Here is a 15623-nt window from a genome sequence, read left to right as displayed (position 1 = left end):
TGTGATTACAATAAGATATATCTTAAGGTATATCTAACTTGTAACCAGAGATCAAAAACATGCGTGAAGATAAACACCCTCCCCACCATCGTCCGCCGCATCTTCGTGAACCAGGTGAAGATCGCGACGGTTTTGAAAAACGCCCAGGCCGTGAACGCGGTGGACGTGGCCCTCGGGTTTTCGCCCCTGGCGATCTGAAATTACTGCTGTTGGCACTGATCGCCGAACAGCCCGCACACGGCTATGACCTGATCCGCAAGATCGAAGGTCTGTTCGAGGGTGCGTACTGCCCCAGCCCCGGCGTTATCTACCCCACCCTGACGTTTCTTGAAGAAAGCGAAATGGTGGTCGGCGATGCCCAGGCTGGCAAGAAGCTCTACACCATCACCGATGCGGGTCGCCAATCCCTGGAAGATCAGGCCGTGGCGCTGGAAGGTGTGCGCATGCGCATCGATGTCAGCAAGCGCTCACTGCGCGGCCACGATCGTCCGCCGGAAATCCACGAAGCGGTGCACAACCTGCGCCACGCGCTGCAGATGCACCACGGCCGCTGGACCCCGGAAGAGATTCTGCGGGTCAGCGAACTGCTCAACAGCACGGCCAAGGCTGTCGTCGATGGGCCTCAACCTACCTCGGAGGAGTCGGTATGAATTCGCCCCAGTCAATCCATCGCGTCATGCATGAAATCAAGCGTCGCAAACTAAAGGTGTTGCGAGTCACAGAGCTGACTCCGCTGATGCGCCGCATTACCTTGCAGGGCCCGGAACTGGCAGGCTTCATCAGTCTGGGCACAGACGACCACGTTAAACTGTTTTTCCCGCAGACAGCGCAAGAACAGGCAGCCCTGGAAGACCTGACCGCTACCAGCGACAAGGACGCACCACGTCCACCGATGCGCGATTACACCCCGCGTCGCTATGACGAAAGCAGCGGTGAGCTGGATATCGACTTCGTTCTGCATGGCGAAGGCCCGGCTGCCACCTGGGCGGCTCAGGCTGAACCGGGGCAATTTCTGCACATCGCAGGGCCAAAGGGTTCGATGGTGGTGCCGGACATGTTCGACAGCTACCTGCTGATCGGCGATGAAACGGCGATTCCCGCCATCGCTCGACGCCTGGAATCGCTGCCCGCCAACCGTGCAGCGCTGGTGGTGGTCGAAGTGGCCAACCCGCAGGAACAGCAGGTGTTCGACAGCGCCGCACAGGTCGACGTGATCTGGATCGTACGCGGTGAGCAGAATCTGGTGGATGTCACGCGTCGCCTGGAGATGCCCGAGGGCAAGCTGTACGCGTGGGTCGCGACTGAATCCGCGCTGTCACGCAAGCTGCGTCGCGTGCTGCTCGATGAGTTCGGCCTGCAAGAGGATTTCGTCAAGGCCGCTGGCTACTGGAAGCTGGACGGCACTGAAGAATAGGCAAGCCTGGGCGACTCACATCGTGCGACGAGCCGCCCATCTGTCGACCCCAAGCAGCAACAGTGCAACCAGCAAGAACCCGAGCAGCACGCCGAGCGCGTTGATGAATGCCTTTGGAAAACCGATCGTGCCGACATCGATGAATGGATACAGGTAGTCACCAAGCATGTGGCCACGCAGCAGGACGTAGGCGAAGTAGATGACCGGATAGATCGCCCACAGCGGCACATGGCTCAAGCGCAACACGCCTTTGGGCACGTACAGCCACCAGTACAGTACGAACGCCAGCGGCATTATGTCGTGCAGCAACTCATCGGCCACCCACTGCCAGCCTTGCGGGTGCCACAGATGGCGCAACAGAATATTGTAAGCGATGCCCACCAGCGCAATGCTCACCGCAATGCCGCCGCATACCACCGGGTGCCGGAAAAAACGGTGGCCTGCCGACTGCCGCGACGTCAGGGCACAACTCAGCGCGACGGCTGCCAGGGTGTTGGTCAGTACGGTAAAGAAACTTAAAAACCGCACCAGTCCGCCCAGCAGACTGGCGTGATCGGCATAACGGCCAATGAAGATCAGGTACAGCTGGATGACCAGCCCCGACCAGCCGAGGCAGGCTGCAACAAGGGTGTAGTAGCGCTGTCCCTGCGCAGTTGAGTGTTCGCGGTGCATCAATCGTTATCCTTGAGTTCCAGCGTCCATGCCGGGCTTTTCTGGCGGGCCTGTTACCAGCCTTTGCCGCGATGCAACTTCACATACAACGCTTCAACCTTTTCACGCGCCCAGGGCGTCTTGCGCAGAAAAGTCAGACTGGATTTGATGCTCGGATCGCTTTTGAAGCAGCGAATGTCGATGCGCTCGGCCAGGCCGGACCATTCGTAATGTTCGACCAGAGCCCTGAGAATCTGCTCCAGCGTGACGCCGTGCAGCGGATCGGAATTGGGTGTTGTCATGATGAGCCTTGAAGCTGATGAAGAGGGATAGCAGCCTGAACAGCTTCCTGGAGCGCGCAGGTCTTCCCGAAAAGTTTGCCATTGTAAGCGCCGCGCTTTCATAAAACACAGTCGACTTGAGCCACTGTTGCCGACCTTGCAATGATCCATGTCAGGTTTATCGCTTTTAGAAAAATCGTTAGCGTCCTATCATTGCGCGTTTAAGGATTGCAGGTTTCCTTTCTGAAGAGACTCCGTTGAATAAACACCTATGCACGAATTCGGGCGGCAATGGTCTACGAATCAATGACCGGGCCGCGCTGAATGGGCAACCGTGTTCTGTGTGATGTTGAATTCGAACGTCGGTGATTCGTTTCAATAAACAGCCTCAAGGAATGCTGCCAGGGTCGGCGGCGTACATGAAAACAATATATCAACTACTTACTTCTCGCGGAGATTCGCATTATGAGCACTGACGGTGCTTCAAATAGAAATCGCCTGTTGCCGACCCTGCTCGGGCTGGTGATCCTGTTGATGGGGCTGGCCTTGCTGGTCGGTGGTGCCCGACTGCTGCAACTGGATGGCTCGTTGTATTACCTGTTGGCCGGTATCGGCTTCGCCGTGACCGGCGTGTTGCTGATCACTGGTCGCGCGGCTGCGCTGGGCCTTTATGCACTGCTGCTGTTCGCGAGCACTGTATGGTCGTTGTGGGAAGTCGGACTCGATTGGTGGCAACTGGTGCCACGCCTAGCGCTGTGGTTCGCACTGGGCATCGTCCTGCTGCTGCCGTGGTTCCGCAAGCCACTGCTGCGCAATGGCCCGGCGCGCATGGGCACTGGCGCACTGAGCGTTGCTGTCGTGCTGGCCGGTCTGACCGCGCTGGCGAGCCAGTTCACCAACCCTGGCCGTATCGAAGGCCAGCTGGACCGCGAAACTGCCGGCACCACCAACACCGCTCCGGCCATGCCTGACGGCGACTGGCAGTCCTACGGCCGTACCGCATTCGGTGACCGCTACTCGCCTCTGGCGCAGATCACGCCGGAAAACGTCAACAAACTGGAACCGGCCTGGACCTTCCGCACTGGCGACATCCCTGGGCCGAACGACCCGGGTGAAACCACTGCCGAGAACACACCACTCAAGGTCAACGGCATGCTCTACGTGTGTACGCCGCACAGCCAGGTGATCGCACTTGATCCGGATTCGGGCAAGGAAATCTGGCGCTTCGACCCGAAACTCAGCACCCAGAATGCGAAAAACTTCAAAGGCTGGGCGCACATGACCTGCCGTGGCGTCACTTATCATGACGACGCAGCCTATGCAGCCAGCGCCCCGGCACAAAGCCCGGCAGCACCGGGCGCAGCCAGCGCCACTTCAAATGCATGCCCACGCAGAATCTTCCTGCCGACTGCCGACACCCGTCTGATCGCGCTGAACGCCGATACCGGCAAAATGTGTGAAGACTTCGGCAACAAGGGTTCGGTTGACCTGACTGCCAACATGGGTACGTTTGCTCCGGGCGGCTATTATTCCACGTCGCCACCGGCAGTGACCAAAGACCTGGTGATCATCGGCGGCCACGTTACCGATAACGTCTCCATGGATGAACCGTCCGGCGTGATCCGTGCCTACGACGTGCACACTGGCCGTCTGGTCTGGAACTGGGACAGCGGCAATCCGGAAGAGACTGCGCCAATTGCCGAAGGCAAGATCTACACGCGCAACTCGCCGAACATGTGGTCCATGTTCAGCGTCGATGAAAAGCTCGGCATGATCTACCTGCCGATGGGTAACCAGACGCCTGACCAATGGGGCGGCGATCGTACGCCGGATTCCGAGAAATACAGCGCGGGCCTGGTTGCGCTGGACATCGCGACGGGTCGCGTACGTTGGAATTACCAGTTCACCCACCATGACCTGTGGGACATGGACGTGGGTGGTCAACCGACCCTGCTGGACATGAAAACGGCTGATGGCGTGAAGCCGGCGGTATTGGCATCGACCAAGCAGGGCAGCATCTACGTGCTGGACCGCAGCACCGGTCAGCCCATTGTGCCGATCAACGAAATACCGGTTCCGCAAGGCGCTGTTGCAGGCGATCACACCTCGCCGACCCAGCCCAAGTCCGACCTGAACTTCATGCCGCCGCCGCTTAAAGAGCGCGACATGTGGGGCGTGACGCCATTTGACCAGATGATGTGCCGGATCGACTTCAAGTCGCTGCGCTACGACGGCCCGTTCACGCCGCCATCGCTGCAGGGTTCGATTGTTTATCCGGGTAACTTCGGTGTGTTCGACTGGGGCGGTATTTCCGTCGACCCGGTTCGTCAGATTGCCTTCGTCAACCCGAGCTACATGGCGTTCCGTTCAAAGCTGGTGCCTGCTGCCGAAGTCGAAGGCGGCCCTGGCCGCAAGAGCGAAACCGAAGGCGTGCAGCCGAACAAGGGCGCACCTTATGGCGTGATCCTGGAAGCACTGCTGTCGCCAATGGGCCTGCCGTGCCAGGCACCGGCGTGGGGTTACGTGGCGGCGGTCGATCTGACCACCCACAAAACCATCTGGATGCACAAGAACGGTACCGTGCGTGACAGTTCGCCAATCCCGATCCCGCTGACCATGGGCGTTCCAAGCCTGGGTGGCCCGATCACAACGGCGAGCGGTCTGGCCTTCCTGAGCGGTACGCTTGACCAATACCTGCGCGCCTACGATGTACGTAATGGCAAACAGCTGTGGGAAGGTCGCCTGCCAGCAGGCGCCCAAACCACACCGATGACCTACACCGGCAAGGACGGTCAGCAATACGTGCTGGTCGTGGCGGGCGGTCACGGTTCACTGGGCACCAAACAGGGTGACTACGTGATGGCATTCAAACTGCCGAAGTGATGCATTAGTGCGGTAAATGGAAAGCGGCTATCGAGAGGTAGCCGCTTTTTTTGTTGCTACTGAAACCTTGTCTCGGCTGCATTTGCTACCGGACAAGGCTGTAGATCTATGACGCAGAGCGTCACGAAGTGCATGCCAACGCGGAGCATTGGCACGATGGTGTTCTGACGATTATCGTTCCGCACGCTCCAGCGTGGGAATGCCGTTCTGGGCGCTCTGCGACCTCTCTTGAATGTGCGGTGCGGCGCAGACCTGTGACGCAGAGCGTCACGAAATGCATGCCAACGCAGAGCATTGGCACGATGGTGCTCTGACGATTATCGTTCCGCACGCTCCAGCGTGGGAATGCCATTCTGGACGCTCTGCGTCAGCTCTTGAATGTGCGGTGCGGCGCAGACCTGTGACGCAGAGCGTCACGAACTGCATGCCAACGCGGAGCATTGGCACGATGGTGCTCTGACGATTATCGTTCCGCACGCTCCAGCGTGGGAATGCCGTTCTGGACGCTCTGCGTCCGCTCTTGAATATGTGGTGCGGCGCAGACCTGTGACGCAGAGCGTCACGAAGTGCATGCCAACGCGGAGCATTGGCACGATGGTGTTCTGACGATTATCGTTCCGCACGCTCCAGCGTGGGAATGCCGTTCTGGGCGCTCTGCGACCTCTCTTGAATGTGCGGTGCGGCGCAGACCTGTGACGCAGAGCGTCACGAACTGCATGCCAACGCAGAGCATTGGCACGATGGTGCTCTGACGATTATCGTTCCGCACGCTCCAGCGTGGGAATGCCATTCTGGACGCTCTGCGTCAGCTCTTGAATGTGCGGTGCGGCGCAGACCTGTGACGCAGAGCGTCACGAAATGCATGCCAACGCAGAGCATTGGCACGATGGTGCTCTGGCGATTATCGTTCCGCACGCTCCAGCGTGGGAATGCCGTTCTGGACGCTCTGCGTCCGCTCTTGAATATGTGGTGCGGCGCAGACCTGTGACGCGGAGCGTCACGAACTGCATGCCAACGCGGAGCATTGGCACGATGGTGCTCTGACGATTATCGTTCCGCACGCTCCAGCGTGGGAACGCCGTTCTGGACGCTCTGCGTCCGCTTTTGAATGCGTGCCTAACGCGCTTTGGCGCTGCTTTTGCCACTGGCGCGCAGGATATCGTTCCAGCGGCGGACCAGGTAGTTGTGTTCGTTCATGACCGAGTTCCACACTGCAATGTGGCCCATGCGTTCCTCGTAGGAACCGCCGTCGCGGATCTCTCCGGCGTCGATCAGTGGCAGGCCGTCGCTGCCGAGCAGTTGCTCGCGAGCGGGCAGACCGGCGTACCAGTAATCCCATTCTGCGGCACTCAGATGATCACGACTGCGCGCCGGATTGCCGATGTAATACCCCTGCCGCGCCATCACTGCGCCCGGCCAGCCGGACAGCCACCAGTTCAGGTAGGCGTAGGCTGCATCCAGCACCGGGCCTTTGGCGTGGCGCGATAAAGACAGCCCGCCGAACCAGCCGCGATAACCCTCTTTGGGCACTGCCACGCGGTACTTCACACCCGCGCGGTGCAACCTGACCAGGGTCGGTGACCAGAGGCTCTGAATGTCGATGGTCGGGCTGAGCATCAGTTCGGCGGCTTCTTCGTCGTCTGACCAGAACGCGCCAAAATGCCCTTGCTGCTGTTTACGCACCAGCACGTCGGCCAACACGTCGATTTCTTCGATGCTCATGTTGCCGATGTCCTTGAACGCCGCCATCCCAGCGCCCTGCACAGCCAATGCGGCATCCAGTGCGCCGATAGCAGCGTCGCTCTGCAAGGCGATGCGCCCACCCCACACAGGGTCGAGCAACCAGCCCCAACTTTCGTCAGCAGGACTCAGCCCATCCGGCAAACGCTCGGGGCGATAGGCAAAACTGTCGGCGTTGTGAGTCAGCGGCAACATACTGATGCGCTCAGTCACCGCACTGCCCAGGCAGCCATCGTGCTGCACGAACAGACGTTCGCTGGGCACACTGCCGCTGCCCGGTTGATCGGTGGGTCTTAGTCGCCCCTGTTTGGGCAGGTCGTTGATTTCGTGCCAAAGCGCGATGCGCCGCGTGTCGATGGGTTGAATGGCCCGCGCAGGCCAGACGAAATCAACGTTATGAAACCACTGATCGTAAAGGTCGTAGCTGTCGGGCTGCATGACCGCGATGCGTTGCGCGGTCTGCACGTCATGGATCTGATAGATCAGCTTGATGCCCAGTTCCTGCTCGGCCCGCTCACGCAAGGACTCCAGCAAGGTCACGGACGTACCCAGCACACGCAAGGTAATGGTCATGCCGCAGACTCGCTGAGTGATGGCGCGAAGCTGCTGGAAAACACTTCGAATGAACGACGCAGCAACTCGGGATCAAGACCGCGCAGGATGAACACCAGCCGGGAAGTACGATCCTCTCCTGGCCAGGCTGCAAGATGCACCGGCGCATGCAGGCAATGCTGCACACCATGAATCACGATGGGAGCCTGGTTGTCGTTCACGTTGAGCAGTCCTTTGACACGGAGGATTCGTTCACCGTGGCATCTTAACAGCATCGACAGCCACACCCCGAAACCGACCCAGTCCAGAGGCCGCTCGAACGTCAGGCAACAGACCTGCGCATCACCATGCCGCGCGGAAGTCGACAGCACCCGATGCAGTTGCCAACGCGTCACTTCAGCGGCCGGTTCGTCGCTGCGCATGCCCTCGCCCAGCAACAGTTGATCGCCACTGTGGATCTGCACCGTATCCCGCAGCGGTGCAGAGAAATTCAGCGCTTGCAGGTGCTGACGAAGCGCATCCAGTGCGGGCTGATCGACCAGATCGGTCTTGCTCAACAACAGCCGGTCCGCCGCCGCGATCTGAGCCAGCCACTCCGGATGCAGACGCTCTTGCAGTGTTGCGTGGCAGGCGTCTACCAACGTGACGATCAGGCCGATATGAAAACGCCCGCGCAGTTGCGGGTCATTGCTCAGCGTGGTGAGAATCGGTGCGGGATCCGCAAGGCCGGTGGTCTCCAGGATCACCCGGCGAAACGCTGGAATCTCGCCACGATTACGTCGCTCCAGAAGGCCGAGCAACGCATCTTTCAGCTCCCCCCTGACGGAGCAGCAGACACAACCGCTGGGCAGCAGAACGGTATCCGGAGCAACCTCTTCAACCAGCAGATGATCGATACCGACATCGCCGAATTCGTTGATCAACAGCGCAGTTTCGCCCATGTCTTCATCGGCCAGCAGGCGTTTGAGCAACGTGGTCTTGCCGCTGCCGAGAAAGCCGGTAATCACATTGAGAGCAATGCTCATGATGACCTCTGCAGATGGTCGAGCAAACGGGAATCCAGCGGGTCGAGCGGGCGACCAATCAGTAACTCGGCTTTCTCCCAGAGCTGCTCCAGGCCGGTCGCCAGTTCCTGCTTGCCGGTGGCCCCCAGCAGAAGGTAGGAAACGCCCTGAAAGTCGTCGACCTTAAAGCGAAAAGGAGCCACCACCTTGTTGATCGCGGCGATACGCCGCAAACGCTCACGCCGCCGGGGCAGGTCGGCAGCCAGTGGGTCGCTCCAGTGCACATCTTCGCCCAACAGCCCGCACAATCCACACATCAGGTGTTCTCCAGCAGTTTGCTCATGGCATGACGTCGCCGGAATTGGGACCTAGCGTCTGGCCGACGAACAGGTTGCCACCCGGCTCGCTGGCCAAGAGCACCGCCACCGGCGCAACTTCCTCGGCCAGACCGAAACGCCCCAGCGGCAACTCGGCAGCCTTGGCGGTTTTCCACGCGCTGCTGATCCCGGCGACCAGCGGTGTTTCGATAGGGCCGGGAGCGATGGCATTGACCAGCACGTTGTCCTTGGCGACTTCCAGCGCAAGGGATTTGCTGAAACCGATCACCCCGGCCTTGGCGGCGGCGTAATGGGTCAGTTCGGCACCGCCCTTGATGCCCAGTTGCGAAGCAACATTGATGATGCGTCCCCAACGCTGGGCAATCATGTGCGGCAAGGCGCGCTGGCTGGCCACAAATACGCTGGTCAGGTCGACGCGCAGCATGTCGTTCCACATCTGGATGCTCAGGTCGACGCAACGTGCCTGGGTCAGCATGCCGGCGTTATTGACCAGAATGTCGATGCCGCCAAAATGCTCGACACAGGCATCGACACTGGCCTGCGCCCCCTCGACGCTGCCGACGTCGGCCACGCATTCCTGCACCTGCGCGCCGAGCTGACGGCAGTGTTCGGCAACCTTGGCCAGAGTGACCGGATCACGATCGCCCAGCACCAGATGCGCACCTTCACTCGCGTAGGCAAGCGCGATGGCAGCACCAATGCCGCTGCCTGCACCGGTGATCACCGCACGTTTTTGTTTGAGCTGTTGCATGGGTCGGGTTCCTTGGTTGAATTTGCGCGATCTACCCCGGCCAGCGCACGGTCAGGCCGCCGTCGATCACGATGCTTTGCCCGGTCAGGTAACTGGCTTCGTCGCTGCACAGAAAACGTACCAGCGCAGCGACTTCGTCCGCTCGGCCTACTCTACCCAGCGGAATGGCCTTGGCCGCCTGCGCCAGACCCTCAGGGCCCAGCGAGTTCTTGCTGTCCAGCGACTGTGGCGTTTCGATCAAACCGGGAATCACCGCATTGCAGCGGATGCCCTTGGGCGCCAGCTCCACTGCCAGCGAGCGACACAGCCCTGGCACACCCGCCTTGGCGGCGGCGTAATGGGAATGGTCCTGCCAGCCGTAGACACCACCGGCAATCGATGAGATCGCCACCAGCGAACCGCCCTCGCCCATATGCCGGGCGGCGGCGCGGAAAGTACGCATCACCCCGGTCAGGTCCACGTCGAGCATCTCGTTCCAGCGCTCGTCGGTCATTTCCAGCAACGGCGCACGACGCAACAGTCCGGCATTGGCCACAGCGTAATCGATTCGGCCATAGGCCTTGATCGCAGCCGCAGCCAGATCGTCGACCGACTCGGTGCTGGTCACATCCAGCGGCAGCATCAGGCATTCGCCACCCGCCGCCTCCACCAGCCTGCGGGTTTCATTCGGATCATGCGGGTCAGCCGGATAGAATCCGCCTGCCACCGCCACATCGTGCCGGGCAAAAGCCACTGCCAGCGCCTGGCCGATGCCGCTGGCGGCACCGGTTACTACTGCAACTTTACGAATCATGTGTTGCTCCTCATTTCACCGTTTCAGGTCGCACATGCCTGGCCGCAAACATCAGTGCACCCGACAGGAAGCAAGGCAGCGCGCCGAAATACAGCGCCGAGGTCTGCCAGTCTCCGCCTGCACTCAATACCGACGTGGCACCGAAGCCTGCGACCACTGCACCGAGCGGGCCCATGGCGTGGATGATTGCGCCGCCCGTTGCACGAATGCTGGTCGGGAAGCTTTCGCTGATGAAGAACAAGGCCGCCGAGTAAGGGCCGATCAGAAAGAACAGCCCAAGGCTGTACAAGCCAACGACCGTCACCATGTTGCTAGGCCCGTAGAGCATGCCGGCGAACGCCAGACCACCCAGCATCCAGCCAAGACCGATCACGTTACGACGACCGATCCGGTCACCCATCCAGCCGTGACACAGGTAACCGCAATAACCCACCAGGTTGGACAGCACCAGAATGATCAGCGAGTTCTCGAACGAGATGTGGTGAACGCTGACGATCACCGTTGTGCCCAGCACACTGAACACCTGAATCGCCGCCCAGTTGAGCAGGATCGCAGCACCGATCACCAGCGTGGCGCGGCACGAAGAACCGCGGAAGGCAGCACCGATCCCCGCTTTGCTGTGCTCGTCGTAATCGACCCCGTAGGTTTGCGCCACAGCCTGTGCCTGGCTCACGTCGCCCTTCTTGCGCAACTGAGTAATACGTTGATGGATCTGGAACTGCGGGCTCTCTTTGAGCTTGCGCGCCAGGATCGCGATGACGATGGCCGGGATGGCCGCGAACACGAAGCAACCCTGCCAGCCAATGATCGGCAGCAGCACGGCGGTCAGCCCTGCTGCGATCAAAGCGCCGACCGGCCAGCCGCCCTGCACCAGGCTGTAGATGAAGCCACGGCGCTTGGCCAGACGCGGGTCGTCGGATGCCGCGTAGATTTCGCTCAGGTAGGTCGCGTTGACCGTTTCTTCGGCATAACCCAGACCGCCCAGCGAACGAATCAGGATCAGCGGCGACTTGCCCCATGATCCGCCGATGGCCGTGAGCGCCGAGCAGATCGCCGAACCGCTCACGGTGAAAATGATACCCACGCGCCGTCCCAGGCGATCTACCAGCGGACCGATGGCCAGTGCCACCACCGCGGTGCCGACCGCGACCCAGGTCGCGATTTCGGCCTGTTCGACCTCACTCCAGCTGAAGTGCCGACCGATTTCCGGTAACAGCGTGCCAAACAGAATGAAGTCATATACCGCAAACACCCACGCGAAAAACGCAATCCATGTGGCGAACCGTACTTGCTCCGGAGTCAATTGCTCAGGTTTCCAGCCGGTCAGGTCGAGCTTGTTGTAAATGGACATGAGTGACGCCTCGGACAGGGCAATGTATCAACGGGTACGGGGGTTACGACGCACGAAGTCGTCTGCAATCTCGTCGAAAGTGACGAACTTGACGCCTGCATGGCTTTGAATGTGCTCGATCAAGCGCTCCAGCATCAGCAGCACTTGCGGGCGACCAGACACGTCCGGGTGAATGGTCATGGTGAATACAGCGTGTTCGTGTTCGCGATAGACCCAGTCGAACTGGTCGCGCCACATCTCCTCCAGATGTCGAGGGTTGACGAAACCGTGGCTGTTAGGTGCCTTCTTGATGAACATCATTGGCGGCAGATCGTCCAGGTACCAGTTGGCCGGAATTTCCACCAGATCGGTTTCTTCGCCACGTACCAGCGGCTTCATCCAGGTATCCGGATGCTGGCTGTAATCGATTTTGGTCCACTTGTCGCCCACCCGAACGTAGTAAGGGTGGAAGTCGTTGTGCATCAGGCTGTGGTCGTACTTGATGCCTTTCTTGAGCAGCAGCTCGTTGGTGACGTTGCTGAACTCCCACCATGGCGCGACATAGCCGGTCGGGCGTTTGCCGGTCATTTGCGTGATCAGTTCGATGGACTTGTCGAGGACGATCTCTTCCTGCTCCGGGGTCATCGCAATCGGGTTTTCATGGCTGTAACCATGCACACCGATTTCATGCCCGGCATCCGCCACGGCTTTCATCTGCTCGGGGAAGGTCTCCATGGAGTGCCCCGGAATGAACCAGGTGGTGCGCAGACCGTAACGCTCGAACAGCTTGAGCAGACGCGGAGCGCCGACTTCACCGGCGAACAGGCCGCGAGAAATATCGTCCGGCGAATCTTCGCCGCCATAGGAGCCCAACCAACCCGCTACCGCATCTACATCCACACCAAACGCACACAGAATTTCTTTGGCCATCTTTGTTCTCCCACGGGTTAATCAGAACGGCTTCGCGATGTACCGCACGCGGGCCGGTTTCAAAATTCACAGGTTGTTCAAGGGGCTGCGATCAGTGCTTCCACTGCCAGCGCTGCGCGTAGCAACCGTGCGTCTTCCCCCGCCGGAGCGCTAAGCAACACTGCGGTGGGCAGGCCCGAGGCATCACTGCCGCTGGGCAGCGACACGCCGGGCATGTTCAGCAGGCTGCCCGGCATGGTCAGGCGCAGCGTGGCGAGGTTGGTTTGAATGAACAGCTCTTCGTCGTTCAACAGGGGCACGAGCGGCGGCGCCACATGAGCAACAGTTGGAGTAATCAGCAGCGCGCCATCGAGTTCGAGGGTCAATTGCTCCTGCAAACGTTCGCGCGCGGCGTACAGATTGACCAGCAGGCTGGCGGGCATATGCCGTGCGGCCTCCAGGCGCTTGCGCACTCTGGGGTCGAGCTGGCTGGCTGCGTCGCTGTCGAGCAACGGCTGATGCAGCGCGAATGCCTCGGCTGCACCAAGCCAGCCCTGTTGCTGGGTTAACAGCAACGTGGCCTGAAATGCCTGGCAAGGCTTGACCTCGATCAGCGCACCGCTTGCACGCAAGGCTTCAACAGCACGCAACAGGTTGTCGCGAACGGCCGGCGTGACTCGTTCGTCTTCCAGCACCGCCTGATCGAGCAGGAAACGTTGACCGGCCAGGCTGCGTGGTATCAACGATGAAGGTTTGCTGCGCGCACAGAGCAGATCATCGATCACTAGAGCGTCGCGCACACTGCGGGTCAGTGGCCCGACGCTGTCCAGCGTCAGCGCCAGCGGGAAAACGCCGTCGCGGCTATAGCGGCGGCTGGTGCTGCGAAACCCCACCAGACCGTTGAGCGCTGCCGGCACACGAATAGAACCGGCGGTATCGGTGCCCATGGCGATCGGTACGGTTCTGTTGGCGACGGCGACTGCCGAACCCGAAGACGAACCGCCAGGAATGCGTGGCGAGCCGTCGCTGTTGGGGTTGATCGGCGTACCGAAATGCGGGTTCAGGCCCAGCCCTGAATAAGCGAATTCACTGAGATTGGTCTTGCCCAGGCTGACCATCCCGGACCGTGCCAGCAGCCCGACACTCGGCGCATCCAGCAGCGCGGGCGACAGGTTGTTGCGCACCGCAGCACCGGCGGTTGTGACGCTGCCTGCCACGTCGAAAAGATCCTTCCAGGCGATGGGCACGCCGTCGAAGGGGCTCAATGGCTGCCCTTGCTGCCAGCGGGCCGCAGACGCTTCGGCTTCCCTGCGTGCCCGTTCGATACTCATGGAAATGAACACATGATCGGCGCGTGCCGCCTGTTGCAGCGCCTTGTCCAGAGCCTGCACAGGGTCACTGCGCCCCTGGGCAAAATCCTCGGCCAGTGCGCAGGCATCACCGGTAACGCTGTGACTCCCGGTATCGGTCATGGACATCACACCCTCAAAAATGTACTTATTAATAAAATGTACATTTAACAAAGGCAGGTTCCATGCCAATCTGCATGTCGCGACGCCCTGACCCGATAGAGCTGACGGCCCTTTCGCGCTGGAAACGCCGTACTAGAAACCTTTCTGCAAAGGCATCAATCAGTTGCGATAAGGCGTCGTGGACGAACAGGATCGTCATAAAGAAATAATGTATCTTTTACAAAAGATACATTTTAGTGCAAAAAAGTAACGGTGGCCCCATGAGCGAGCATCAGGACGTGGCCCAGGGTGACAACGGCGCTTCTGTGCGAGAATCGTCCGTCAACCGCCAGAAGTGTATGAAACCGATGTCAGAAGAGGACACGCGCACCGCGTCGCGTTACGCCACGATCCGTGAGGTGTTGCGTAACGCAATCGTCTCGGGTGCGGCTGCCAATGGACTGGTGCTGCTTGAAGCACCGTTGGCAGAACTGTTCGGCACCAGCCGGGTGCCAGTGCGCAAGGCGCTCAATCTGCTGCATGAAGAAGGCTTGATCAGCCGTTTCGATGGCCGGGGTTACCTGGTCAATCCTGACGCCGGGGAAGTCGAGCCGTTGCGGTTAAGCCTGAGCCACAAGCAGTTCGGGCTGGACAGCAGCGAAGAGCTGGTCGACACCCGCCCACTCGGCGAACGTATTCATGACGAGATCGGCGCGGCGCTGTCGGCCTGTATCGCCTTTGGTCATTATCGGCTGGATGAACAAAGCGCCGCGCAGCACTACGGCGTCAGCCGCGCGGTGGTTCGCGAGGCGCTGATGCGTTTGCGTGATCGCGGCCTGGTGGAAAAAGAGCCTTACTCACAGTGGCTGGCAGGGCCGCTGACGGCCCGGGAGATCACCGAAGACTACGAACTGCGCGCCTGCCTTGAGCCCGAAGCCCTGCGCCAGACCGCGCCGCAGCTGAGTCGCGAAACTCTGGAGGCCATGCTGGCCAGAGTCATTCAAGCGCAAAATGCCGAACAGTGCAGCCTGGAGGAAATAGAGCGCCTTGAGGACGACCTGCATCAGCAGTGTCTGGGCGGCCTGCAAAACCGCAAGATCGCCACTTTGATCAGTCAGGCGCAGAGCCCAATGATCATCAACCGGATTTTCTACCGGTTGCTGGAAATTGGCGCGGATGAAGCGATGCTGGCCGAGCACCGGCTAATCATTGAGTTGCTGCTGCACGGTGCTTTCGACGCCGCGGCCTTGAACCTCAAGGAGCACCTGCAACGCGCCCGGCAGCGCATGCTCCAGCGCCTGAAAGTGCTATCGGTACTGCCGGAGCAGGAAGTGCCGGGGTACCTGACGCGATTGAGTTGAGATGGGGCAAAGTTGGAGTTAACGCGACAGAGACTATCGTTACCACGCTCCAGCGTGGCAACGCTGTTCTGGACGCTCTGCGTCCGATCCTGAACACGCGGCGCGGCGTCGATTTGTGACGCGGAGCGTCACGAACGGCATGCCAACGCGGAGCATTGGCACGAT

The 15623-nt window shown here is 60.2% G+C and carries 14 protein-coding genes; 4 read left to right on the top strand and 10 right to left on the bottom strand.

Translation table 11 applies throughout. The features are described 5' to 3' along the window. Positions 1-59 precede the first annotated feature (59 nt). Together RYC18_RS03320 and RYC18_RS03315 are read left to right on the top strand one after the other, a co-directional pair. Positions 60-650, top strand: a complete 591-nt coding sequence (locus tag RYC18_RS03320) for a PadR family transcriptional regulator (protein ID WP_316883154.1) — start codon at positions 60-62, stop codon at positions 648-650. After that, positions 647-1414, top strand: coding sequence for a siderophore-interacting protein (locus RYC18_RS03315; protein WP_005779257.1), 768 nt, complete (start codon positions 647-649; stop codon positions 1412-1414). Before RYC18_RS03320 ends, RYC18_RS03315 begins: the two co-directional genes overlap by 4 nt. Before the next feature lie 15 nt (positions 1415-1429). On the opposite strand, the gene RYC18_RS03310 is transcribed toward RYC18_RS03315, so the two are convergent. Continuing rightward, the gene (locus tag RYC18_RS03310) at positions 1430-2086 is read right to left on the bottom strand and encodes a Pr6Pr family membrane protein (RefSeq protein WP_005746579.1); all 657 of its coding nucleotides are present in this window, start codon (positions 2084-2086) and stop codon (positions 1430-1432) included. Between the two features lie 53 nt (positions 2087-2139). After that, positions 2140-2367, bottom strand: a complete 228-nt coding sequence (locus tag RYC18_RS03305; RefSeq protein WP_004658220.1) for a VF530 family DNA-binding protein — start codon at positions 2365-2367, stop codon at positions 2140-2142. Positions 2368-2811: 444 nt separating this feature from the next. On the opposite strand from RYC18_RS03305, the gene RYC18_RS03300 reads away from it, so the two are divergent. Further along, a complete protein-coding gene (locus tag RYC18_RS03300) occupies positions 2812-5229 on the top strand; it encodes a glucose/quinate/shikimate family membrane-bound PQQ-dependent dehydrogenase (RefSeq protein WP_005779256.1) in 2418 nt (805 codons plus the stop codon). A gap of 1116 nt (positions 5230-6345) precedes the next feature. Here RYC18_RS03300 and RYC18_RS03295 read toward each other — a convergent pair. The 8 genes from RYC18_RS03295 to RYC18_RS03260 form a co-directional block, all read right to left on the bottom strand. Next, positions 6346-7542 (bottom strand): PotD/PotF family extracellular solute-binding protein, encoded by a 1197-nt coding sequence (locus RYC18_RS03295; RefSeq protein ID WP_316883139.1) that lies wholly within the window; start codon positions 7540-7542, stop codon positions 6346-6348. Then, positions 7539-8546: a GTP-binding protein gene (locus RYC18_RS03290; RefSeq protein WP_316883137.1), complete on the bottom strand. Its 1008-nt coding sequence runs from the start codon at positions 8544-8546 to the stop codon at positions 7539-7541. The genes RYC18_RS03295 and RYC18_RS03290 overlap by 4 nt, the downstream gene beginning before the upstream one ends. Beyond that, entirely contained in the window at positions 8543-8842 is a 300-nt protein-coding gene (locus RYC18_RS03285; protein ID WP_316883135.1) for a hypothetical protein, read from the bottom strand. Before RYC18_RS03285 ends, RYC18_RS03290 begins: the two co-directional genes overlap by 4 nt. A 22-nt stretch (positions 8843-8864) precedes the next feature. Then, positions 8865-9614: an SDR family NAD(P)-dependent oxidoreductase gene (locus RYC18_RS03280; RefSeq protein ID WP_004664065.1), complete on the bottom strand. Its 750-nt coding sequence runs from the start codon at positions 9612-9614 to the stop codon at positions 8865-8867. A 31-nt stretch (positions 9615-9645) separates the two neighbouring features. Beyond that, positions 9646-10407 (bottom strand): SDR family NAD(P)-dependent oxidoreductase, encoded by a 762-nt coding sequence (locus RYC18_RS03275; protein WP_005779249.1) that lies wholly within the window; start codon positions 10405-10407, stop codon positions 9646-9648. Positions 10408-10417: 10 nt separating this feature from the next. Continuing rightward, positions 10418-11758 carry an MFS transporter gene (locus RYC18_RS03270; protein WP_004664063.1) on the bottom strand — a complete coding sequence of 447 codons (1341 nt, stop codon included), beginning with the start codon at positions 11756-11758 and terminating at the stop codon, positions 10418-10420. Positions 11759-11785: 27 nt separating this feature from the next. After that, positions 11786-12667: a polysaccharide deacetylase family protein gene (locus tag RYC18_RS03265; protein WP_004658231.1), complete on the bottom strand. Its 882-nt coding sequence runs from the start codon at positions 12665-12667 to the stop codon at positions 11786-11788. A gap of 77 nt (positions 12668-12744) precedes the next feature. Beyond that, positions 12745-14118, bottom strand: a complete 1374-nt coding sequence (locus tag RYC18_RS03260) for an amidase (protein ID WP_002554893.1) — start codon at positions 14116-14118, stop codon at positions 12745-12747. Between the two features lie 347 nt (positions 14119-14465). Between RYC18_RS03260 and RYC18_RS03255 the strand changes: the two genes are divergently transcribed. After that, positions 14466-15458, top strand: coding sequence for a GntR family transcriptional regulator (locus RYC18_RS03255; RefSeq protein WP_371217845.1), 993 nt, complete (start codon positions 14466-14468; stop codon positions 15456-15458). Positions 15459-15623 lie beyond the last annotated feature (165 nt).

Source organism: Pseudomonas syringae group sp. 247E2 (assembly GCF_032587795.1).
GTDB lineage: Bacteria > Pseudomonadota > Gammaproteobacteria > Pseudomonadales > Pseudomonadaceae > Aquipseudomonas > Aquipseudomonas amygdali.
This window is presented reverse-complemented; position numbering and strand designations above follow the sequence as displayed.